Source organism: Streptomyces sp. NPDC107562, assembly GCF_055657325.1.
Window position 1 is genome coordinate 883,755 of the sequence record NZ_JBVKBE010000002.1, and the last position, 20,255, is coordinate 904,009.

At 72.0% G+C, this 20,255-nt stretch carries 20 protein-coding genes; 12 read left to right on the forward strand and 8 right to left on the reverse strand.

Translation table 11 applies throughout. From position 1 onward, the window contains the following. The first annotated feature begins 70 nt into the window (after positions 1-70). The 4 genes from ACZ7LV_RS09775 to ACZ7LV_RS09790 are packed head-to-tail and all read left to right on the forward strand — an operon-like array spanning position 71 to position 3,210. Positions 71-1,033 carry a metal ABC transporter solute-binding protein, Zn/Mn family gene (locus ACZ7LV_RS09775; protein WP_471937543.1) on the forward strand — a complete coding sequence of 321 codons (963 nt, stop codon included), beginning with the start codon at positions 71-73 and terminating at the stop codon, positions 1,031-1,033. Positions 1,034-1,049: 16 nt separating this feature from the next. Beyond that, on the forward strand, positions 1,050-1,820 hold the full coding sequence (locus ACZ7LV_RS09780) for a metal ABC transporter ATP-binding protein (RefSeq protein WP_471937806.1): 771 nt from the start codon (positions 1,050-1,052) through the stop codon (positions 1,818-1,820). Beyond that, positions 1,820-2,722, forward strand: coding sequence for a metal ABC transporter permease (locus tag ACZ7LV_RS09785; RefSeq protein ID WP_471937545.1), 903 nt, complete (start codon positions 1,820-1,822; stop codon positions 2,720-2,722). The genes ACZ7LV_RS09780 and ACZ7LV_RS09785 overlap by 1 nt, the downstream gene beginning before the upstream one ends. A 59-nt stretch (positions 2,723-2,781) precedes the next feature. Then, complete coding sequence (locus tag ACZ7LV_RS09790; protein WP_471937547.1) at positions 2,782-3,210, forward strand: Fur family transcriptional regulator; 429 nt, start codon at positions 2,782-2,784, stop codon at positions 3,208-3,210. A 40-nt stretch (positions 3,211-3,250) separates the two neighbouring features. Here ACZ7LV_RS09790 and ACZ7LV_RS09795 read toward each other — a convergent pair whose 3' ends face one another. The 5 genes from ACZ7LV_RS09795 to ACZ7LV_RS09815 all read right to left on the reverse strand — a co-directional run bounded on the left by ACZ7LV_RS09795 (position 3,251) and on the right by ACZ7LV_RS09815 (position 6,213). Then, a complete protein-coding gene (locus ACZ7LV_RS09795; RefSeq protein ID WP_471937549.1) occupies positions 3,251-4,084 on the reverse strand; it encodes an isoprenyl transferase in 834 nt (277 codons plus the stop codon). Between the two features lie 23 nt (positions 4,085-4,107). Beyond that, the gene (recO, locus tag ACZ7LV_RS09800; protein WP_471937551.1) at positions 4,108-4,854 is read right to left on the reverse strand and encodes a DNA repair protein RecO; all 747 of its coding nucleotides are present in this window, start codon (positions 4,852-4,854) and stop codon (positions 4,108-4,110) included. A 34-nt stretch (positions 4,855-4,888) separates the two neighbouring features. Beyond that, on the reverse strand, positions 4,889-5,122 hold the full coding sequence (locus ACZ7LV_RS09805; protein WP_471937554.1) for a hypothetical protein: 234 nt from the start codon (positions 5,120-5,122) through the stop codon (positions 4,889-4,891). Positions 5,123-5,190: 68 nt separating this feature from the next. After that, positions 5,191-5,679, reverse strand: a complete 489-nt coding sequence (locus tag ACZ7LV_RS09810; RefSeq protein ID WP_471937556.1) for a VOC family protein — start codon at positions 5,677-5,679, stop codon at positions 5,191-5,193. Positions 5,680-5,769: 90 nt separating this feature from the next. Then, entirely contained in the window at positions 5,770-6,213 is a 444-nt protein-coding gene (locus tag ACZ7LV_RS09815; protein ID WP_471937558.1) for a protein-tyrosine phosphatase family protein, read from the reverse strand. A gap of 491 nt (positions 6,214-6,704) precedes the next feature. Between ACZ7LV_RS09815 and ACZ7LV_RS09820 the strand changes: the two genes are divergently transcribed. Genes ACZ7LV_RS09820 through ACZ7LV_RS09840 form a run of 5 tightly spaced genes read left to right on the forward strand, consistent with a single transcriptional unit; the run spans position 6,705 to position 13,226 of the window. Then, positions 6,705-8,336 carry an ABC transporter substrate-binding protein gene (locus ACZ7LV_RS09820; protein ID WP_471937560.1) on the forward strand — a complete coding sequence of 544 codons (1,632 nt, stop codon included), beginning with the start codon at positions 6,705-6,707 and terminating at the stop codon, positions 8,334-8,336. 3 nt (positions 8,337-8,339) lie between these two features. Continuing rightward, entirely contained in the window at positions 8,340-9,299 is a 960-nt protein-coding gene (locus ACZ7LV_RS09825; protein WP_471937562.1) for an ABC transporter permease, read from the forward strand. After that, positions 9,299-11,275: a dipeptide/oligopeptide/nickel ABC transporter permease/ATP-binding protein gene (locus tag ACZ7LV_RS09830; RefSeq protein ID WP_471937564.1), complete on the forward strand. Its 1,977-nt coding sequence runs from the start codon at positions 9,299-9,301 to the stop codon at positions 11,273-11,275. Before ACZ7LV_RS09825 ends, ACZ7LV_RS09830 begins: the two co-directional genes overlap by 1 nt. Then, positions 11,272-12,294 (forward strand): oligopeptide/dipeptide ABC transporter ATP-binding protein, encoded by a 1,023-nt coding sequence (locus ACZ7LV_RS09835; protein WP_471937566.1) that lies wholly within the window; start codon positions 11,272-11,274, stop codon positions 12,292-12,294. Before ACZ7LV_RS09830 ends, ACZ7LV_RS09835 begins: the two co-directional genes overlap by 4 nt. Next, the gene (locus ACZ7LV_RS09840; protein WP_471937568.1) at positions 12,291-13,226 is read left to right on the forward strand and encodes a dihydrodipicolinate synthase family protein; all 936 of its coding nucleotides are present in this window, start codon (positions 12,291-12,293) and stop codon (positions 13,224-13,226) included. Before ACZ7LV_RS09835 ends, ACZ7LV_RS09840 begins: the two co-directional genes overlap by 4 nt. Before the next feature lie 41 nt (positions 13,227-13,267). Here the strand turns inward: ACZ7LV_RS09840 and ACZ7LV_RS09845 are convergent, their stop codons facing one another. The 3 genes from ACZ7LV_RS09845 to leuA form a co-directional block, all read right to left on the reverse strand. Beyond that, positions 13,268-14,473, reverse strand: a complete 1,206-nt coding sequence (locus ACZ7LV_RS09845; protein ID WP_471937570.1) for a sialidase family protein — start codon at positions 14,471-14,473, stop codon at positions 13,268-13,270. Between the two features lie 95 nt (positions 14,474-14,568). Beyond that, positions 14,569-15,264 carry a TerB family tellurite resistance protein gene (locus ACZ7LV_RS09850; RefSeq protein ID WP_401677047.1) on the reverse strand — a complete coding sequence of 232 codons (696 nt, stop codon included), beginning with the start codon at positions 15,262-15,264 and terminating at the stop codon, positions 14,569-14,571. Positions 15,265-15,437: 173 nt separating this feature from the next. Beyond that, a complete protein-coding gene (leuA, locus tag ACZ7LV_RS09855) occupies positions 15,438-17,159 on the reverse strand; it encodes a 2-isopropylmalate synthase (RefSeq protein ID WP_471937572.1) in 1,722 nt (573 codons plus the stop codon). A 362-nt stretch (positions 17,160-17,521) separates the two neighbouring features. Between leuA and ACZ7LV_RS09860 the strand changes: the two genes are divergently transcribed. From ACZ7LV_RS09860 to ACZ7LV_RS09870, 3 genes are read left to right on the forward strand one after another with little or no spacing between them, the layout of a single operon-like run. Then, a complete protein-coding gene (locus ACZ7LV_RS09860) occupies positions 17,522-18,577 on the forward strand; it encodes a M4 family metallopeptidase (protein WP_471937574.1) in 1,056 nt (351 codons plus the stop codon). 46 nt (positions 18,578-18,623) lie between these two features. After that, positions 18,624-18,890 carry a protealysin inhibitor emfourin gene (locus ACZ7LV_RS09865; RefSeq protein ID WP_471937576.1) on the forward strand — a complete coding sequence of 89 codons (267 nt, stop codon included), beginning with the start codon at positions 18,624-18,626 and terminating at the stop codon, positions 18,888-18,890. A gap of 57 nt (positions 18,891-18,947) precedes the next feature. Continuing rightward, positions 18,948-20,252, forward strand: a complete 1,305-nt coding sequence (locus ACZ7LV_RS09870) for a GH1 family beta-glucosidase (protein ID WP_471937579.1) — start codon at positions 18,948-18,950, stop codon at positions 20,250-20,252. Positions 20,253-20,255: the final 3 nt, after the last annotated feature.

The window sequence follows — 20,255 nt, forward strand, 5'->3', positions numbered from 1 at the left end:
TCGGGGCTCCCCAGGAACCGGATCAGAAGTTTGTTGACAACGGTTTCCACTTTTGTTGAAAATGACTCTCATGAACATACGACGACGTCTCATACCGACGGCCGCGCTGGCCGCACTCAGCCTCACCGCCGTCTCCGCCTGCTCCGGCGACGGCGCGGCCGCGGGCGGCACGGACGAGTTCGACGTCGTCGCCTCGTTCTATCCGATGCAGTTCCTCGCCGAGCAGATCGGCGGGGAGCATGTGAACGTCACCACCCTGACCGAGCCCGGCCAGGAGCCGCACGACCTGGAGATCAGCGCCCAGCAGACCGCGCAGCTCCAGGAGGCGGACGCCGTGCTCTACCTCAAGGACCTCCAGCCCACCGTCGACGAGGCCGTCGCCCAGGCCGACGTGGACCCGAAGATCGACGCCGCCTCCCTGACCGCGCTGGAGGACCACGGCGACGTCGAGCACGAGCACGAGGGCGAGCAGGGGCACGAGGGCGAGGAGCACGCCGAGGAGGGCGAGCACCCCCTCGACCCGCACGTCTGGCTCGACCCGGTGAAGTACGCCGAGATCGCCGAGGGCGTCGGCGCCGCCTTCGAGAAGGCCGACCCGGACCACGCCGCCGACTACAAGGCGAACACGGAAGCGCTGGTGGGCAAACTGAACGCGCTCGACGCGAAGTTCGAGGACGGCCTGCGCAACACCCGCACCAAGGTCTTCTTCACCAACCACGCCGCCTTCGGCTACCTCGCCGAGCGCTACGGCCTGACCCAGGAGGCCATCTCCGGCATCAGCCCGGAGTCCGAGCCGAGCCCGGCCCGGATCAAGGAACTCCAGTCGGAGGCCAAGGCCGACGGCGTGACCACCGTGTTCTACGAGACACTGGTGAGCGACCGGACCGCCAGGACCCTCGGCAAGGACGCCGGACTGCGCACGGACGTGCTCGACCCCCTCGAGGGCATCACCGACAAGTCCAAGGGCGACGACTACTTCCAGGTCATGGAGTCCAACCTCGGCGCGCTGAAGACCGCCCTCGGCGCCAAGTGATCGTTACGGAGGCCGCATCGTGAGCGAGTCCGTCATATCCCTGCGCGGCGTCCGCGCGGAACTGGGTTCGCGCCCGGTGCTGCGCGGCATCGACCTGGACGTCGGCCGCGGCGAGGTCGTCGCGCTGCTCGGCGCGAACGGCTCGGGCAAGTCGACCGCGGTGCGCACGGTGATCGGGCAGGTGCCCGTCGCCGCCGGGACGATCGAGCTGTTCGGCACGCCGCGGCACCGGTTCCGTGACTGGGCCCGGGTGGGGTACGTGCCGCAGCGCACCACGGCCGCGGGCGGTGTGCCGGCGACGGTGACGGAGGTCGTCCTCTCCGGCCGGCTGTCCAGGGCCCGCTTCGGCCTGCTGCGCAAGGCGGACCACGTGGCCGTGCGCCGGGCCCTGGAACTGGTCGGGATGGCCGACCGGGCCAAGGACTCCGTGGACGCCCTCTCGGGAGGCCAGCACCAGCGGGTGCTGATCGCCCGCGCCCTCGCCTCCGCACCCGAACTGCTGATCATGGACGAGCCGATGGCGGGCGTCGACCTGGCCAGCCAGGAGGTGCTCGCGCGGACCCTGCGGGAGCAGGTCGCCGCCGGGGCGAGCGTCCTGCTCGTCCTGCACGAACTGGGCCCGCTGGAGCCGCTGATCGACCGGGCCGTCGTCCTGCGCGACGGCTGTGTGGCCCACGACGGCCCGCCCCCGAAGGCGGTCGGCCAGCACGCGCTGCCCGGCCACGACCACGTCCACCCGCACGCGGCGCACGACGCCGGACCGATCCGCACGGGACTGCTGAGCTGATGGATTTCCTCGACTACGCCTTCATGCAGCGAGCCCTGCTCGCCGCGGTGCTGGTGGGCGTCACGGCCCCGGCGATCGGCATCTACCTCGTGCAGCGCCGCCAGGCCCTGATGGGCGACGGCATCGGCCATGTCGCCATGACCGGCGTGGGCCTCGGCTTCCTGCTCTCCTGGTCGCCGGTGTGGATGGCGACGCTGGTCTCCGTGCTCGGCGCGGTGCTCATGGAGCTGATCCGCTGGTACGGCCGCACCCGCGGCGACATCGCCCTCGCCATGCTCTTCTACGGCGGTATGGCCGGCGGCGTGATGTTCATCAACCTCGCGCCGAACGGCTCCAACGCGAACCTCACCTCGTACCTCTTCGGCTCGCTGTCGACGGTCAGCGAGTCGGACGTGACCGCCATCTGTCTGCTGGCGGCCTTCGTGGTCCTGGTCACGATCGGGCTGCGCCGGCAGCTCTTCGCGGTCAGCCAGGACGAGGAGTTCGCGCGGGTCACGGGACTGCCGGTGCGGGCCCTGAACCTGCTGACGGCGATCACCGCGGCGGTGACGGTGACCGTGGCGATGCGAGTGGTCGGCCTGCTGCTGGTGTCGGCGCTGATGGTGGTCCCGGTGGCCGCCGCCCAGCAGCTCACCCGCAGCTTCGCGGCGACCTTCGCGATCGCGGTCGCCCTGGGCGTGACCGTCACGCTCGGGGGCACCGTCACCTCGTACTACCAGGACGTTCCGCCCGGCGCGACCATCGTGCTGCTGACCATCGGCGCGTTCGTCGCGCTGACCGGGCTGGCCGCGCCGCTGGCCCGGCGGCGCGCGCGGGCACTGGCCGCGGCGCAGCCGGCCGGGGATCCGGCGGAGTGCGCGATTCCGGCCACCCGTGGGGCCGGCGACGGGATCGGCGTCTGACCGCGCGGGGTCCGGGCTGGCACAATGGCCCGGCAGACACAGAGGCAAGGAGGCAACCGGTGACCACCGCAGGACCGCCCGTGAAGGGCCGCGCCACCCGGCAGCGCGCCGCTGTGTCGGCTGCCCTGGAAGAGGTCGAGGAGTTCCGCAGCGCTCAGGAGCTCCACGACATGCTCAAGCACAAGGGCGACTCCGTCGGGCTCACCACGGTCTACCGCACCCTGCAGTCCCTCGCCGACGCCGGCGAGGTCGACGTCCTGCGCACCTCCGACGGCGAGTCCGTCTACCGCCGTTGCTCCAGCGGCGAACACCACCACCACCTCGTCTGCCGCGGCTGCGGAAAGGCCGTCGAGGTCGAGGGCCCCGCGGTGGAGACCTGGGCGGAGGCCATAGCCGCCGAGCACGGCTACGTCAACGTGGCCCACACGGTGGAGATCTTCGGCACCTGCGCGGACTGCGCGAACTGCCGGGCGGCCGAGCAGAACTGAGGCCGGGACGCCGAGCGCCCCGGCCCTCTGGCCTGCCGCGCTACGGCTGCCTGCCCTCCATGGCGAGCAGCTCCTCGTTCGGGATCGCGCCGCCGAAGCGGCGGTCCCGGGACGCGAACTCCACGCAGGCCCGCCACAGGTCACGGCGGTCGAAGTCCGGCCACAGGACGTCCTGGAAGACCATCTCCGCGTAGGCGCTCTGCCAGAGCAGGAAGTTCGAGGTGCGCTGCTCCCCGCTGGGACGCAGGAAGAGGTCCACTTCCGGCATGTCCGGGTAGTAGAGGTACTTCGCGACGGTCTTCTCGGTCACCTTGGACGGGTCCAGACGCCCGGCCCGCACGTCCTCGGCGATCGCCTTCGCCGCGTCGGCGACCTCGGCCCGGCCGCCGTAGTTCATGCAGAAGTACAGCGTCAGACGGTCGTTGTCCTTCGTCTGCTCCTGGGCGATCTGGAGCTCCTTGGCGACCGACTTCCACAGCTTGGGCATCCGCCCCACCCAGCGCACCCGGACACCGAGCCCGTCGAGCTGGTCGCGGGTCTTGCGGATGAAGTCCCGGTTGAAGTTCATCAGGAAGCGCACCTCGTCCGGCGAGCGCTTCCAGTTCTCGGTGGAGAAGGCGTACAGCGAGATCGCGCCGACGCCCATCTCGATCCCGCCCTGGAGCACGTCCAGCACCCGCTCGGCGCCGACCTTGTGCCCCTCGGTGCGCGGCAGCCCGCGCTCCTTGGCCCAGCGGCCGTTGCCGTCCATGACGATCGCCACGTGGCGGGGGATCAGCTCGCCGGGCAGCCTCGGCGGGCGGGCACCGGACGGATGCGGTTCGGGCGTCAGGTACTCGCGCCGCTGGCGCCCCAGGAACCCGCGTACGGCCATGTGCTTCTCGTCTCCCTCAGCTCTTACTTTTCCACGTACCGAAGGGAGCGCAGCCCGCGCTCCAGATGCCAGTGCAGGTAGGCGGAGACCAGCCCGCTGCCCTCCCGCACATGCCGCGGCTCGCACGCGTCCGCGGTCTCCCAGTCTCCCGTAAGCAGTGCCCCGAGGAGTTCCAGGGTCTGCGGCGAGGGTACGACGCTGCCGGGAACCCGGCAGTCGACGCAGATGGAGCCGCCGGACGCCACCGAGAAGAACCGGTTGGGTCCGGGCATTCCGCACCTGGCGCAGTCGCCGAAGCTGGGGGCGTAGCCGTTCACGGCGAGGGAGCGCAGCAGGAAGGCGTCCAGCACGAGGTGCGGGGCGTGCTCGCCGCGGGCGAGGGTCCGCAGGGCGCCGACCAGCAGCAGGTACTGCTGCACGGCCGGCTCGCCCTCGTGGTCCGTGAAGCGCTCCGCCGTCTCCAGCATCGCCGTGCCCGCGGTGTAGCGCGCGTAGTCGGTCACGATGCCGCCGCCGTACGGTGCGATGGTCTCGCTCTGCGTGCACAGCGGCAGCCCGCGTCCGATCAGCTCGCTGCCCCGCGCGAAGAACTGCACGTCGACGTGGGAGAAGGGCTCCAGCCGGGCCCCGAACTTCGACTTCGTCCGCCGCACGCCCCGCGCCACGGCCCGCACCCGCCCGTGCCCCCGCGTGAGCAACGTGATGATCCGGTCGGCCTCACCCAGCTTCTGGGTGCGCAGCACGATGCCGTCGTCGCGGAACAGGCTCATGCCGACATTGTCCCCTACGCCGGCGAGGCCTCCTTCAAGGGACCTCGCCCCGGCTGCGGGCGTTCGCGTAGGCCGTCGCCGCGCTGAGCCGCTCGGCCGCGGTGGCGGTGCGCAGGGCCTCCGGATCGCAGTCCCACTCCTTCCCGCCGCCCACGGCTCTCAGCTGCACGTACGGCCCCTCGTGCCCCATGACGATCCCCACCTTTCCGCTGTGGGTGTCCACGACGTACGAGCCGATCGGCGGCTGCGGCGGCTTCTTCGACTTCATCGGCTTCCGGCCTTTTCCCGTGCGGTGTGCCAGTGCATCACCGTGTGGCTCCCCGACCCCGTCGGGTTTCACTCTTTGCAACTCCCCGGCCACGCGCCGGCTCTACACTCGGCAGGCTCCCGGCGCCGCTCCGCGGATCGAGGGGCCTCCTGGACCGCCCAGCCGTTGCCGTCCGGGTCCTGGAAGAAGAGGAAGCCGTTCCCCTGCTCCTCGCCCGGGCCGGGCGCCCAGCCCGAGTCGGTCACGTGCAGGACCGGGGTCACCTCGACCCCGCGTCCGGCGAGCTCGGCGCGGGCCGCCTCGATGTCGGTGACGCACAGCTGGAGGCCCTGCAGGGCACCGGGGGCCATCCGGGCCTGTCCCGGCGAGTCGGGCACGCCGGACTCCAGCACGATCGAGCAGCGGGAGCCGGGCGGGGTGAGCCGGACGAAGCGGCCGGCACCCTCGGAGGACCGCGCGTCGACATCGGCGCGGAATCCGCACCGGTCCCGGTAGAAGGCCTTGGCCCGGTCCAGGTCGGTGACCGGCACGACGATCACCTCAAGGGTCCATTCCATGCGCGCACCTCCTCGCCCATGGTCACCCCGCGCCCCGCCCCCCGCCCGCCGACCGCCCCGGCGCCCGGGCCGCCCGGGGTACGCGGGGCCTCACCGTGCGCCGAAGCCGCGCACGTACCGCCGCTGCCAGGGCGTCTCCACCGCCCGGCGGTCGTAGCCCGCCCGGACGTACGCCACGGCCTCCTCCGGCGGTACGCCGTCCAGGACCGCCAGGCAGGCCAGCGCCGTCCCCGTGCGCCCGCGTCCGCCGCCGCAGGCGATCTCGACGCGCTCACCGCCGGCCCGCCGCCAGGCGCCGGCCAGCGCCGCCCGCGCGTCGGTCCGGTCCCGGGGAAGACGGAAGTCGGGCCAGGAGATCCAGCGGGACTCCCAGGGGAAGGCGGGCGGTGGCTCGCCGAGGAGGTACAGGCCGAACGACGGCGCGGGCGCCGCGGGATCGAGGGGGCGCCGCAGGCCCCGGCCCCGGACCAGCCGGCCCGAGGGCAGCCGGAGCACGCCCGGCATCCGCTCGTCCCACCCGCCCGCCGTCGTCATGGAGTCATTCGAACCTCTTCGCCTCCCCGGGGGCAACCGGTTCCGGGCGAGGGGTGGTCCACGGGGCGTGTCGGTCCTGGACGGCGGCCGGTACCTGGTCGCCGGCCCTCTCCGCCACGGAAGTGAACTGCCGTCACGCGCTGCGCGCCCTCCACGTCGCGGGCGCGCGGCGCGGTGATGATGGCGCGATGACGGTGACCGGTGAGCGCGGGGGGCGGTCCGTCCGGGCGGTCGCGGGCGCCGGGCGGTCCGGTCGCGGTGTGCGCCGCGTCGCGTCAACTCCCCCTGTTCCGCGCCGCCATGGGCGCGGCCGGTGGCGGATACCCCATTCGTGTGCGCTCTCTTGACCGCCCTCACGGCCCCTCCTATCGTCGCGCACACCGCGGGACGTAGGACGTCGTACCTCCCCCTCATCCGACGCGTCGTCCGACCCGTCGTCCGAGTGACGCGGACTCATCCGACCGCCTCCCCCCACACTCTTCGGAGGACCCGTGCGCGACGTGACCCACGACGTGCCGGCGCCGCACCGCCGGTCGTTCCTGAAGCACTCCGGCGCCCTCGCCGCCGCCTGCGCCCTCCCGGCGTCGCTGGCGGCCTGCTCGGCGGGCCCCGAGTCGACGAACGACACCGGTGACGGCGGCGAGGGCCCGAACCGGACCCTGACGGCGGTCATCGGCTACGGGAACGACGGGACCTGGGACCCGACGCAGACGGCGTCGGCGTTCTGCATGGCGGCCAACAACCACATCTACGAGGGGCTGCTCGACACCGACCCGATCTCCCGGGAGCCGTACCCCGCGCTGGCGACCCGGGTGCCCGCGGACCTCGGCGCCACTTCCTGGAGGTTCACCCTGCGCCCGGGCGCCACGTTCCACGACGGCAGGCCCGTCACCGCCGACGACGTGGTCTTCGTCTTCGACCGGATCCTCGACCCGGACACCCAGACCCTGGTCAAGGGGTTCTTCGAACCCTGGCTGAAGGACGTACGGAAGATCGACGAGCGCAACGTCGAGCTGCTGCTGAAGTTCCCCTTCCCGGAAGGGGCCGCCCGGCTCACCCTGGCCAAGGTCATGCCGAAGCACGTCTTCTCCCGGCCCGGCGCCTGGAACGACGCGATCGCGGGGCTGGCCGTGGGTTCCGGGCCCTACCGGCAGAGCGCGCACCACCCGAAGTCCAACACGACCTTCGAGGCGTACGCGGGCTACAACGGGCCGCGCAGGGCGGCCTTCAAGAAGATGAACTGGCTGACGATCGTCGACGCCGCGCCCCGGGTGGCCAAGATCTCCGGCGGCAGCGCGGGCGCGCAGATCGCGGACAACATCCCCTACGCCAACATCGGCGTGCTGGAGAGCGGCGGCCTGACGGTGGCCGGCGGTTTCGGGATGAACAACCTCTTCCTGATGTTCAACACGGCGCGGGGGCCGTTCGACGACGTACGGGTCCGGCAGGCGCTGCACTACGCCATCGACTCCGAGCAGATGGTCGAGGTCGCGCTCAAGGGGCACGGCAAGCCGTCCTCGTCGTTCCTCGACGAGGCCAATCCCGCGTACCGGCGGGCCAGGACCGTCTACGACCACGACCCCGACAGGGCGCGGGCGCTGCTGAAGGCGGCCGGGGTCAGCGGGCTGCGGATCGAGATCCTCGCCGTGAACGTCAGCTGGATCGTCGACTGCCTGCCGACGATCAAGTCGTCCTGGGACGCGATCGGGGTGCGCACCACGCTGTCGCCGCAGGAGACCACGGCCGTCTTCACCAAGATGGACCAGAAGCAGGACTACCAGGTGGTGGCCGCGGCCTCGAACCCCAACCAGTTCGGTCTCGACGCCGACCTGATCATGCGTTACAACTACGGGCCCCAGAACCTCTGGATGGGGTACGCCCGCTGGGCCGGCGACCCGGTCGCCCGGCAGCTCTTCAAGGACATGGACCGGGCCACCAGGGAGCCCGACGCGGCCCGCAAGAAGGCGATGATCCAGGACTACGTCGACGTCGTCGCCGAGCAGGCGGTGCTCTACCCGGTCGTCCACAACGAGCTGATGACGGCCTGGGACCCGAGCGACCTGGCCGGGATAAGGGCCCAGCCGTACCCGGGTATCAACGTCCTCCAGGCCAGGTGGGCCTAGCCGGTGGCCGCCGTCGTCAGGATCCTGGCCCGCCGTGTCCTGCTGCTCGTGCCCCTGGTGCTGGGCATCGTGCTGTTCGTGTTCCTGGTGATGCGGTTCTCGGACGTCGACCCGGCGTCCGCGTTCTTCCAGGGCGCGAACCCCACGGCCCAGCAGCTGCACGACTTCCGCGCGGAACACGGTCTGCTCGACCCGCTGCCGGTGCGCTACGTCGCCTTCCTCGGCGATCTGCTCCACGGCGACCTCGGCACCAGCGCGCTCACCCGGAGCGAGGTCGTCGACCAGGTGATGACCGCGCTGCCGCTCACCCTGCAGCTCACCTTCCTGGGCCTCGGCATCGCGGTGGTGCTGTCGCTGGTCGGTGGGGTGCTCGCCGCGATCTACCGCGGCCGGCTGCCGGACCAGATCATCCGGGTGGTGTCCCTGACCGGCGTCGCCGCGCCCGGCTTCTGGCTGGCGCTGCTGATGATCCAGTACCTGGCCGTCGACCTGGGCTGGTTCCCGACCGGCGGCTACATCAACCCGCGGGACTCCGTCACCGGCTGGCTGCAGACCATGACGCTGCCCGCCCTCGCGCTGTCCCTGCCGGTCGCCGCGCAGCTGACCCGGATCGTGCGGACCGCCGTCGTCGAGGAACTGGACAAGGACTACGTCCGCACCGCCATCGGCAGCGGGCTGCCGCCACGGGTGGTGGTCGGGCGCAACGTGCTGCGCAACGCCCTCATCAACCCGCTGACCGTCCTCGGGCTGCGCGTGGGCTACCTGCTCGGCGGCGCGGTCGTCATCGAGACGATCTTCTCGCTGCCCGGCATGGGCAAGCTGATGATCGACGCCGTGAAGAACGGCGATCCGGCCGTCGTCCAGGGCGTCGTCCTGACCACGGCGATCGGCTTCGTGGTCGTCAACCTCGTCATCGACATCCTCTACCTGCTGGTCAACCCGCGACTGAGGGATGCCGCCTGATGTTCTCGCGCAAGAGCCTCACCGAGGCGCTCTCCCGCCCCGGCGTCCGGCTGCGCGGCTGGCGCCGGCTGCCGCTGCTGTCGAAGGTCGCCGTGTGCTTCCTCGCGCTGGTGGTGCTGGTGGCGGTGTTCGCACCGCTGGTCGCGCCCTACGACCCGCTGGAGCAGCTGCCACCCGTCGACGGCACCGGGCACCCCTCCGCCGCGCACTGGATGGGCCAGGACAGCCTCGGCCGGGACATCCTCAGCCGGCTGATCCACGGCGCCCGCTGGTCCCTCGCCATCGGGCTCGGCGCCACCACGCTGGCGCTGCTGGTGGGCTCGCTGATCGGGGCGGTCGCGGCGACCTCCCGCAAGGCGGTGGACGAGACGCTGATGCGCTGCCTGGACGTCGTGATGGCGTTCCCGGGGATCGCGCTGGCCGCCGTCCTGGTCGCCGTGTTCGGCGGCGGGATCACGGTGCTGATCTGCGCGATCGCGTTCCTGTTCACCCCGCCGGTGGCCCGCGTCGTACGGGCGAACATCCTCGACCAGTACGGCGAGGACTACGTGACGGCCGAACGGGTCATCGGCGCCCGCACCCCGCACATCGTCATCAGGCACGTGGCCGTCAACTGCGCCGCGCCGGTCCTCGTGTTCTGCACGGTGCAGGTCGCCGAGGCCGTCGTCTTCGAGGCCTCGCTGTCCTTCATCGGCGCCGGCGTCCGGCCGCCCGACCCCTCGTGGGGCAGCGTCATCGCGGACGGCAAGAACATGGTGCTGACCGGCGGCTGGTGGGCCACCGTGTTCCCCGGGCTGCTGATGCTGGTGACCGTGCTGTCGCTGAACATCCTGTCCGAGGGCGTGTCGGACGCGTGGGCGGCTCCGGCCCCCCGCGAGGTCGAGACCCCCCAGGACCAGCTGGAGGCACCCGAGCCCGGCAGCGGCAAGGTCACCCCGCTCCCCGGCCTCACCCAGGCCGCCCTGCGGCTGCGCTCCCGCGCCCGCCCGCTGCCCGGCGGCGGTCCGGTGCTCGCCGTCGAGAACCTCGCCATCGGCTTCCCCGCCCGGCACCACGGCGTGGACATCGTCGACGGCATCAGCTTCGAGGTGCGCGCGGGCGAGGTGCTCGGCCTGGTCGGTGAGTCCGGCTGCGGCAAGTCGCTGACCGCGCTCACCGTCATGGGACTGCAGCCGAAGGGCGCCCGGGTGCGCGGCGAGGTCCGCTTCCACCAGCGGCCCCTGCTCAGCGAGCCGATGCGGGTCCGGCGCAGGCTGCTCGGTCACGAGATGGCCATGGTCTACCAGGACGCGCTCTCCTCGCTGAACCCGGCGATGACCATCCGCGCCCAGCTCCGGCAGCTCGTACGGCGCGGTGGCCGGCGCAGCCCCGCCGAGCTGCTGACCCTGGTCGGCCTCGACCCCGAGCGCACCCTGCGCAGCTACCCGCACGAGCTCTCCGGCGGCCAGCGCCAGCGTGTCCTGATCGCCATGGCCCTGTCCCGCGACCCGAAGCTGATCGTCGCCGACGAGCCGACCACCGCGCTCGACGTCACCGTGCAGGCGCAGATCATGGAACTGCTGCTGCGGCTGCGCGAGGAGCTGGGCTTCGCCCTGATCCTGGTCTCGCACGACCTGGCGCTCGTCGCGGCCGTCACCGACCGGGTGGTGGTGATGTACGGCGGGCAGATCGTGGAGACCGGCGTGACCGCCGACGTCGTCGAGGCGCCGGCCCACCACTACACGCGGGGACTGCTCGGCAGCGTGCTGTCGCTGGAGGGGGCGGCCGAGCGGATGACGCAGATCAAGGGCGTCGTACCGTCCCCGGCGGACTTCCCGGCGGGCTGCCGGTTCGCGGACCGCTGCCCGCTGGCGGGCGAGATCTGCCGGAGCACCGCCCCCGGTCTGACGGGCACCCGGACGCACACGGCCGCCTGCCACCGTCCGGCGATCCAGCTGGTGAACAGCGGCGAGGCGGAGAGCGAGGTCGTGACGTGAACGCACTGGTGGAACTCGCCGACGTGCACGTCGTGCACAAGGCCCGCAGCGGCGGGCTGCTGACCCGCGACAAGGTGTACGCCCTGACCGGTGCCGACCTGTCCGTCGCGCCGGGCGAGACGGTCGGCGTGGTCGGCGAGTCCGGCTGCGGCAAGTCGACGCTGGCGAAGGTGCTGGTGGGCGTCGAGCCGCCGACGTCCGGGACGGTGTCCTTCCAGGGCCGTGACCTGTGGGCCATGGCGCCCGGCGAGCGCCGCACGGCCGTCGGCAGCCACACCGGCATGATCTTCCAGGACCCCTCGACCGCCCTGAACCGGCGGCTGACGGTACGGCAGATCCTGCGCGACCCGCTGGACGTGCACGGGCGCGGCACGACCGCCGGGCGCGAGGAGCGGGTACGCGAGCTGATGGCGCTGGTCGGTCTGCCGAAGGCCCTGGCCGACGGGCTGCCGGGCCAGCTCTCCGGCGGCCAGCGCCAGCGCGTCGCCATCGCCCGCGCGCTCGCCCTCGACCCCGAGCTGGTGGTCGCCGACGAGCCGACCAGCGCGCTGGACGTCTCGGTGCGCGCCCAGATCCTCAACCTGCTGCTGGACCTGAAGGAGCGGCTGGGGCTGGCCCTGGTGTTCGTGTCGCACGACATCCAGACGGTACGCCGGATGAGCGACCGGGTGATCACCATGTACCTCGGCCGGATCGTGGAGGTGGCCCCGGCCGGCCGCGTCACCGACCACGCCCGGCACCCGTACACCCGGGCGCTGTTCTCGGCGACGCCCGGCCTGCTCGACCCGGTCGACCCGATCCCGCTGGCCGGCCCGGTCCCGTCGGCGACGCGGCCGCCGAGCGGCTGTCCGTTCCGCACCCGCTGCTGGAAGGCGGACGAGGTGTGCGCCGGGTCGATGCCCGGATTTTCCGCGGCCGCCACTCCGACGCATCGTTTCCGGTGCCACCATCCGGTGGGAGAGGAAGAGTCGACCCGAGAACTCGTCGGCCAGGCCCAGGCACCAAAGGAACCCGCATGACCTTCCCCTCTCCGCTCACCGGTGTCGTCCCGCCCGTCTGCACGCCCCTGACACCGGAGCGCGAGGTGGACGTCCGCTCGCTGCTGAGGCTGGTCGACCATCTGGTGGCCGGTGGCGTGCACGGGCTGTTCGTCCTCGGCTCGACCTCCGAGGCCGCCTATCTGACCGACCGGCAGCGCACCCTCGTCGTGGAGGCCGTCGCCGGTCACCTCGGCGGGCGGCTCCCGCTGCTGGCCGGCGCCATCGACATGACGACCCCACGCGTCCTGGACCACGTCCGGGCCGTCGCGGCGGCGGGCGCGGACGCCGTCGTCGTCACCGCGCCCTTCTACACCCGTACCCACCCGGCGGAGATCGCCCGCCACTACCGGCTCGTCGCCGCCGCCTCCCCCGTCCCGGTCCTGGCGTACGACATCCCGGTCGCCGTCCACAGCAAGCTGCCCGCGGAGCTGGTCCTGGAGCTGGCCGCCGACGGCGTGCTGGCCGGGCTGAAGGACTCCAGCGGGGACATGACCGGCTTCCGTCAGGTCCTCACCGGCCTGCAGGCCCACGCCGGCACCTCCGGCTTCAGCGTGCTGACCGGGTCCGAGACCGTCGTGGACGCGGCCCTGGCGATGGGCGCGGACGGGGCCGTGCCGGGCCTCGCGAACGTCGACCCGCACGGCTACGTACGGCTCTACCGGCTGTGCCGGGCCGGCGACCAGGAACGCGCCCGTGCCGAACAGGACCGGCTGTGCGCCCTGTTCGGCCTCGTCGGCGTCGGTGCGCCCTCCCGGATGGGCGGGAGCTCCTCGGGGCTCGGCGCGTTCAAGGCGGCGCTGCATCTGCGCGGGATCATCGACTGCCCGGCGACGGCGGAGCCCCAGGTGCCGCTGTCGCCGGAGGAGGTGGAGCGGGTGGGCAAGTTCCTCGCGGCGGCGGGCCTGCTCTGACGGCGGGTCCACGGGCCTGTCCGGCAGACGCGAGACGGGCCCTAGAGACCCGTCAGGTCGGCGAGCGGGACCGTCCGGAACTCGATGCGCTCGTGCGTTCCCTGTGCTCCCGTCTCGTACAGCACGCCGAGGGTGTCCGGACCGACCTGCACCAGGTCGGAGTAGGCGGCCGGCTGCCCGGACAGGGTCAGCGCCTTGGTGAAGGTCGCGCCGGCGTCCGTGCTGCGCCACACCGCCATGGCCTGGCGGGCGGTGGGCACGGACGGGCCGGAGAAGAGCAACGGGGCGTTCGGGGCGTCGGGCTGGAGGACGCTCGCCTGGACGATGGGCACGTCGCTCAGGGTGGACTGGGCGGCGTAGGGCCGGTCGAGGGTGCGGCCGCCGTCGGTGGAGCGGCTGTCGAGACGGTGGCCGGCGTTGGTGCCGTGCTGGTCGCGGGCGGAGAAGTAGAGCGTGCCGTCGGGGAGTTCGGCGGCCGTGCTCTCGTTGGCGTTGTCCAGGCCGTCGTAGGAGTCGTCCACGAAGCCCAGCCGCCAGCTAACGCCGCCGTTGTCGCTGTAGAGGGCGTGGGCGCCGTAGTAGCGGGGTTCCTGACCGGTGTCGGGGGAACCGGCGGGCGGGGCGACGGAGTGGTTGGCGGGGACCACCAGGCGGCCGGCGTGCGGTCCGCGCCTGAGGGCGACGGCGTGCCCGGGGCCGGTGGCGTACCAGCGCCAGTCGGCCCGCTTCACGGAGCCGGTGATCTCCCGCGGGGCGCTGAAGGTGCGGCCGTCGTCCGTGCTGCGCTGCACGAACACCCGGCGGCTCTGCGCGGGCGTCACCTCGCCCCGCATGATCTGCGCCTCCGTCACGGCGCCGCTGTTGTAGGAGGTGAGCAGGACGACCGCACCGGTGCGGGGATCGACGACGGGCGCCGGGTTGCCCCGGGTGTCCCCCTTCCCGGCGACGACGACCGTGAGCGGCCCCCAGGTGCAGCCGCCGTCCAGGGAGCGGCGTACGAGGACATCGATGTCGCCGGAGTCGCTCGAACCGCCCCGCCGGCCCTCCGCGAAGGCCAGGACGGTGCCCTCGCGGGTCGTCACGGCCGCGGGGATGCGGAAGGCCGCGTAGCCGCCCGTCCCGGCGGTGTAGGGCACCGAGGAGGTGCAGCGGGCGGCGGAGGCCGGCAGGGTGACGGTGAACGGGCTGAACACGAGCGGGACGAGGACGGCCGCGGCGGTCAGGAAGGCACGTCGGGGAGGTCTCATCGGGTGGGCCCCTCGGGGTCGGTGACGGGATGCCGATCACATCGTCCCCAATGTCACCGCCCCGCTCGCGCACGCCACGGTGAGCGGCGTGGGTGTCAGGAGGGAGTGCGGGCCGTCGCCAGGAGGCGGGTCACCTCGTCCGAGGTGATGGTGAGGGCGGCGCCGACGGTGGCGAGGACCTCGCGTTCGGCGGCCGTGTAGGGGCCGTCGGCCAGGGCGATGCGGGCGCCCTGGAGGAGGATCGACTCCCGTCCCGCCGGGGCGAGATGCGGGGCGAGCGGGTCGAGCGCCTCGTGCAGCTCTATGGCCAGGCCCGGACCGCAGGGTGCGCCGGCGACCCGGCCGGTGTCCGCGGCCAGCGCCTCCACGAGCGCGTTCAGCTGCTCCTCGGTGCAGTCCTCGAACCCGGCCGCGCGGACCGTGCCGGCGGCCGCGGTGAGCGACGGGCGGGTGCGCGTGCCGCCCGCGGCCAGCACCGCGAGGGCGACGGTGTGCACCGCGTCGCGGAGCATCGCGGAGAAGCGCGTCGTGGTGGGGTGGTCGAGGACGTCGGTGCCGAAGTGCCGGCGGCAGGCCGCGCATTCCACGACGGGCCCGGTGTCCCCGCGGGGCAGCACGGGCAGGCCGAGCAGCGTGAAGCGCCGACGCCCGGTCAGCCGCTGGTAGTTGCGGTCGCCCCCGCAGCCGGGGCAGAAGAACTCGCCGTCCCCGACGGCCGTCCACGCGGTGCGGGTGCCCAGTACGCGCGCACGCCTGGCGGCACGGCCGTTTCGTCCCCGGACTGGCAGCACGTCGCACCTCCGTAACCCCACGGCAACATCGCCGCGCTGGCGTGATGTTAGCCACATCCGTGAGGTGGAGTCAGCACCCCGGACGAGACCTCTCCGTGACCTGGCTGGTAAACGACGGGGTCCCGCCCGCCACAGAATCGGCGGACGGGACCCGAAACGCCCGGTCAGAGGGGTCAGCGAGCCGCCCGGTTGACGGCCGAGACGACCGCCTTCAGCGACGCACGTGTCGTGTTCGCATCGATGCCGATCCCCCAGAGGATCTTGTCCTCGATCGCGCATTCGATGTACGAGGCGGCCTGCGCGGAGGCGCCCTCGCTCATCGTGTGCTCCTGGTAGTCCAGCAGCCGGACGTCGATGCCGATCGACTGCAGGGCGTCGAAGAACGCCGAGATCGGGCCGTTGCCGATACCCGACAGGACGGTGTCCGTGCCGTCCACGGTGGCCTCGACGGTGAGCTTGTCCACGCCGTCCGTGTCGGTGGTCGACTGGCCGGTCCTGACCTGGATCCGGCCCCACGGGTTGTCCGGGTTCGGCAGGTACTCGTCCTCGAAGACGGCCCAGATGTCCTTCGGGGTGACCTCGCCGCCGTCGGCGTCCGTCTTCGCCTGGATGATCTTCGAGAACTCGATCTGCATCCGGCGCGGCAGGTCCATCTTGTGCTCGTTCTTCAGCACGTACGCGACGCCGCCCTTGCCGGACTGCGAGTTCACGCGGATGACCGCCTCGTAGGAGCGGCCGACGTCCTTGGGGTCGATCGGCAGGTACGGCACCGCCCACTCGATGTCGTCGACGGTGACGCCCTTGGCCTTCGCGTCGGCCTCCATGGCGTCGAAGCCCTTCTTGATGGCGTCCTGGTGGGAGCCGGAGAAGGACGTGTAGACCAGGTCGCCCACGTACGGGTGGCGCGGGTGGACCTCCATCTGGTTGCAGTACTCCCACGTACGACGGATCTCGTCGATGTCGGAGAAGTCGATCTGCGGGTCGACGCCCTGCGAGAACAGGTTCATGCCCAGGGTGACCAGGTCGACGTTGCCGGTGCGCTCGCCCTGCCCGAACAGACAGCCCTCGACCCGGTCGGCGCCGGCCATCAGCGCCAGCTCGGCCGCCGCCACAGCCGTACCGCGGTCGTTGTGCGGGTGGATGGACAGACAGACGTGCTCACGGCGGGACAGGTGACGGCCCATCCACTCGAAGCGGTCGGCGTGCGTGGAGGGCGTGGAGCGCTCGACGGTCGCCGGCAGGTTGAGGATGATCTCGCGGCCCGGGCCGGGCTGCCAGACGTCCATCACCGCCTCGCAGACCTCCAGCGCGAAGTCCAGCTCGGTGTCGGTGAAGATCTCCGGGCTGTACTGGTAGCCGAACTCGGTCTCCGGGTCGAGCAGCTTCTGCGCGTACTGCATCACCAGCCGGGTGCCGTTGACGGCGATCTGCTTGATCTCTTCCTTGGATCCGCGGAAGACCACCCGGCGGAAGACCGGCGCCGTGGCGTTGTACAGGTGGACGGTGGCGCGCTTGGCGCCCTTGAGGGACTCCACGGTCCGCTCGATCAGGTCCTCACGGGCCTGGGTCAGCACCGAGATCGTCACGTCGTCCGGGATCGCGTCCTCGTCCTCGATGATCGACCGCACGAAGTCGAAGTCCGTCTGACCGGAGGCGGGGAAGCCGACCTCGATCTCCTTGTAGCCCATCCTGACCAGCAGGTCGAACATCGCGCGCTTGCGCGCCGGCGACATGGGGTCGATCAGGGCCTGGTTGCCGTCCCGCAGGTCGGTGGAGAGCCAGCGCGGCGCGGTGGTGATCCGGTTCTGCGGCCAGGTGCGGTCGGGGATGTCGACCTGGTCGTACCGGCCGTACTTGTGGATCGGCAGGGAACTGGGCTGCTGGCGGTTTGCCATGTGGCGTGGGCTCCTCGAGAAATCCGGTGGAATCCGGTGTCCGGAAGGACGGCCGACGACGCAACACCAAGCTCCGCGGGGAGGGGGTCGGCCTCGACTACAGGCCCTCGCCGCGGCAGCTAAGAAGAAGCAGCCCGAAACGCATGATGCGCAGCATGCTAGTCGAGCCCTTCCGGATCGCGCGGTCCTGTATCAGTATGCGGGACCGCGTGCCCGAAACGGGGGCGGGGAACCGCGCGAGAACCCCCACACCGCCGCACGGAATAACACAGCGCGACCGGCCTCGGCCGCCACATCCCCATATTTCACCAATCGAGGTTGCGGATGGTGACAGGCCACTGACTCGGTGCAAAGGTGCGGGCATGACCGCGACCTTCTGCACCATCGTCCCGCCGCACGTCCTCGACCAGCTCGCCCGCTCCGAGGACCCGGCGCTGTCCGGCCCGGCCCGCCAGACCCTCCAGCGCGACGCCTACGAGCGCACCCACCGCCGCCTCACCACGGTCATCGGCGCCCCCGCGGTCGCCCAGCCCGCCGGGGCCGCCGAAGGCACCCCGCACCGCACGATCCACGACGCCCGGCACCGCACGGACCTGCCCGGCCTGAAGGTCCGCGCCGAGGGCGACGAGCCCGGCCGGGACGCCACGGTCAACCGCGCCTACGCGGGCCTCGGCGCCACCTTCGAGCTGTTCCTGGCCGCCTACGGCCGCGACTCGATCGACGGCGCCGGACTGCCGCTCGACGCGACCGTGCACTACGACGAGCAGTACAACAACGCCTTCTGGAACGGCGAGCAGATGGTCTTCGGCGACGGGGACGGCGAGATCTTCCTCGACTTCACCCTCCCGATCGACGTCATCGGCCACGAGCTCGTCCACGGCGTGACCCAGTACACGGCGAACCTGACCTACTTCGGCCAGCCCGGCGCCCTCAACGAGTCCGTCTCCGACGTCTTCGGCGCGCTGATCAAGCAGTACACGCTCGGCCAGACCGCCGCCGAGGCCGACTGGCTGATCGGCGCGGGACTGCTCGCCCCGCGCGTGTCCGGCGTGGCCCTGCGCTCGATGAAGGCCCCGGGCACGGCGTACGACGACGACGTCCTCGGCAAGGACCCGCAGCCCGCGACGATGGACGCCTACGTCCGCACCGGACGTGACAACGGCGGCGTCCACATCAACTCGGGCATCCCCAACCACGCCTTCTACCTGGCCGCCACCGCCCTCGGCGGGCACGCCTGGGAGCGGGCGGGGCAGATCTGGTACGACGTGCTGACCGGCGGCGAGCTGAAGGAGGACGCGATGTTCGCCGAGTTCGCCACGCTGACCGCCGCCGCCGCCAGGGCAAGGTTCGGCGACGGCAGCGAGGAGCTGCGAGCGGTGGCCAAGGCCTGGGAGCAGGTCGGGGTGCGGACGCTGTAGGCCCCGCCGTTTCCCCGCCGGGCAGGTTCGTACTAGACAGGGACCCATGCGTATTCAGGTGCGGCGCACGGGCGGGTTCGCGGGCATCGAGCGGCAGGCCGAGGTGGACACCTCGGGGCGGCCCGACGCGCACGAGTGGCACGCCCTCGCCGAGCGGGCGCTCACGGCGGGCGGGAACACACCGCCCACCGGGGTGCCGGACGGCTTCAGCTACCGGATCACGGTGGACGGCAGGACGGTGTACTGCGCGGACCCCCGGCTGACCGAGGAACAGCGCGGACTGATCTCCCGGGTCCTGAAGGAGGGTGCGTAACTCCGGCTTCGGGCCGCGCCGTTGACTTGGATCACCGCCGGTGCCGATGATCCGCGCATGGCGACGAACCCCGTACCCCCGTTCCCGGCCGGATTCCTGTGGGGCGTCTCGACGTCCGCGCACCAGATCGAGGGCGCGACCGAGCTGCGTGAACCGTCCGTGTGGGACGCCTTCACGGCCGAGCCGGGGCGGGTGAAGGACGGGTCCACCGCCACGGTGGCCTGCGACCACTACCACCGCTACCGCGAGGACGTGGCGCTCCTGGCGGACCTCGGGGTGGACGCGTACCGCTTCTCGATCTCCTGGCCCCGGGTGCGCTCGGCCGGGGGCCTCGACTTCTACGACCGGCTGGTGGACGAGCTGTGCGGGGCGGGCGTGCGGCCGGTCCCGACGCTCTTCCACTGGGACCTTCCGGTGGGACTCGACTGGCTGGAGCGGGACACGGCGGCCCGGTTCGCGCAGTACGTGGGGGTGGTCGCGGAGCGGCTCGGCGACCGGGTCACGAAGTGGATCACGCTCAACGAGCCCGCCGAACACACCCTGCTGGGCCACGCGCTCGGCGTCCACGCACCGGGCGGACGGCTGCTGTTCGACGCGCTGCCGGTGGCCCACCACCAGCTGCTGGCGCACGGACTGGCCGTACAGGCGCTGCGCGCGGCCGGCGCCGCCGACATCGGGATCGCCAACTCGCACGGACCGACCTGGCCCGCGTCGGCGCAGAGCGCGGACGTCGAGGCGGCGGACTTCTACGACGTCCTGCTGAACCGGCTGTTCGCCGACCCGCTGCTGCTGGGCGAATACCCGGCGGGGCTCGGCGAGTTGATGCCGGGGGACGTGGCGTCCGACCTGAAGGTGATCGCCGAGCCGCTCGACTGGTACGGGATCAACTACTACGCGCCGACCAGGGTGGGGGCGCCGGAGGGCGCGGAGATCGAGTTCGGCGGGGTCCGGCTGCCGGCCGAACTGCCCTTCTCGGTGCGGGAGATCGAGGGCGTGCCGGTGACGGACTTCGGCTGGCCGGTGGTGCCGGAGGGGCTGACCGAGCTGCTCACCGGCTTCCGGGACCGCTACGGCGACAGGCTGCCGCCGGTGGTCGTCACCGAGAACGGCTGCTCCTACGAGGGGCTCGACGACGAGGCGCGGATCGCCTATCTGGACGGCCATGTGCGCGCGCTGCACGCGGCGCTCGCGGCAGGGGTCGACGTACGCGGGTACTTCGTGTGGTCGCTGCTGGACAACTTCGAGTGGGCCGAGGGGTACGCGCGCCGGTTCGGGCTGGTGCACGTGGACTTCGCGACGCTGGAACGGACACCGAAGGCCTCGTACCACTGGTACCGGGAGCTGCTCCGCGCCCGGCGCTGAAGC

What these genes read in the sequence shown, in the direction of transcription:
- ACZ7LV_RS09775 (WP_471937543.1), top strand. Translation starts at nt 71, where the DNA reads ATGAACATACGACGACGTCTCATACCGACGGCCGCGCTGGCCGCACTC.
- ACZ7LV_RS09785 (WP_471937545.1), top strand. Translation starts at nt 1,820, where the DNA reads ATGGATTTCCTCGACTACGCCTTCATGCAGCGAGCCCTGCTCGCCGCG.
- ACZ7LV_RS09795 (WP_471937549.1), bottom strand. Translation starts at nt 4,084, where the DNA reads ATGGCCGTACGCGGGTTCCTGGGGCGCCAGCGGCGCGAGTACCTGACG.
- recO (WP_471937551.1), bottom strand. Translation starts at nt 4,854, where the DNA reads ATGAGCCTGTTCCGCGACGACGGCATCGTGCTGCGCACCCAGAAGCTG.
- ACZ7LV_RS09805 (WP_471937554.1), bottom strand. Translation starts at nt 5,122, where the DNA reads ATGAAGTCGAAGAAGCCGCCGCAGCCGCCGATCGGCTCGTACGTCGTG.
- ACZ7LV_RS09810 (WP_471937556.1), bottom strand. Translation starts at nt 5,679, where the DNA reads ATGGAATGGACCCTTGAGGTGATCGTCGTGCCGGTCACCGACCTGGAC.
- ACZ7LV_RS09815 (WP_471937558.1), bottom strand. Translation starts at nt 6,213, where the DNA reads ATGACGACGGCGGGCGGGTGGGACGAGCGGATGCCGGGCGTGCTCCGG.
- ACZ7LV_RS09830 (WP_471937564.1), top strand. Translation starts at nt 9,299, where the DNA reads ATGTTCTCGCGCAAGAGCCTCACCGAGGCGCTCTCCCGCCCCGGCGTC.
- ACZ7LV_RS09840 (WP_471937568.1), top strand. Translation starts at nt 12,291, where the DNA reads ATGACCTTCCCCTCTCCGCTCACCGGTGTCGTCCCGCCCGTCTGCACG.
- ACZ7LV_RS09845 (WP_471937570.1), bottom strand. Translation starts at nt 14,473, where the DNA reads ATGAGACCTCCCCGACGTGCCTTCCTGACCGCCGCGGCCGTCCTCGTC.
- leuA (WP_471937572.1), bottom strand. Translation starts at nt 17,159, where the DNA reads ATGGCAAACCGCCAGCAGCCCAGTTCCCTGCCGATCCACAAGTACGGC.
- ACZ7LV_RS09860 (WP_471937574.1), top strand. Translation starts at nt 17,522, where the DNA reads ATGACCGCGACCTTCTGCACCATCGTCCCGCCGCACGTCCTCGACCAG.
- ACZ7LV_RS09865 (WP_471937576.1), top strand. Translation starts at nt 18,624, where the DNA reads ATGCGTATTCAGGTGCGGCGCACGGGCGGGTTCGCGGGCATCGAGCGG.
- ACZ7LV_RS09870 (WP_471937579.1), top strand. Translation starts at nt 18,948, where the DNA reads ATGGCGACGAACCCCGTACCCCCGTTCCCGGCCGGATTCCTGTGGGGC.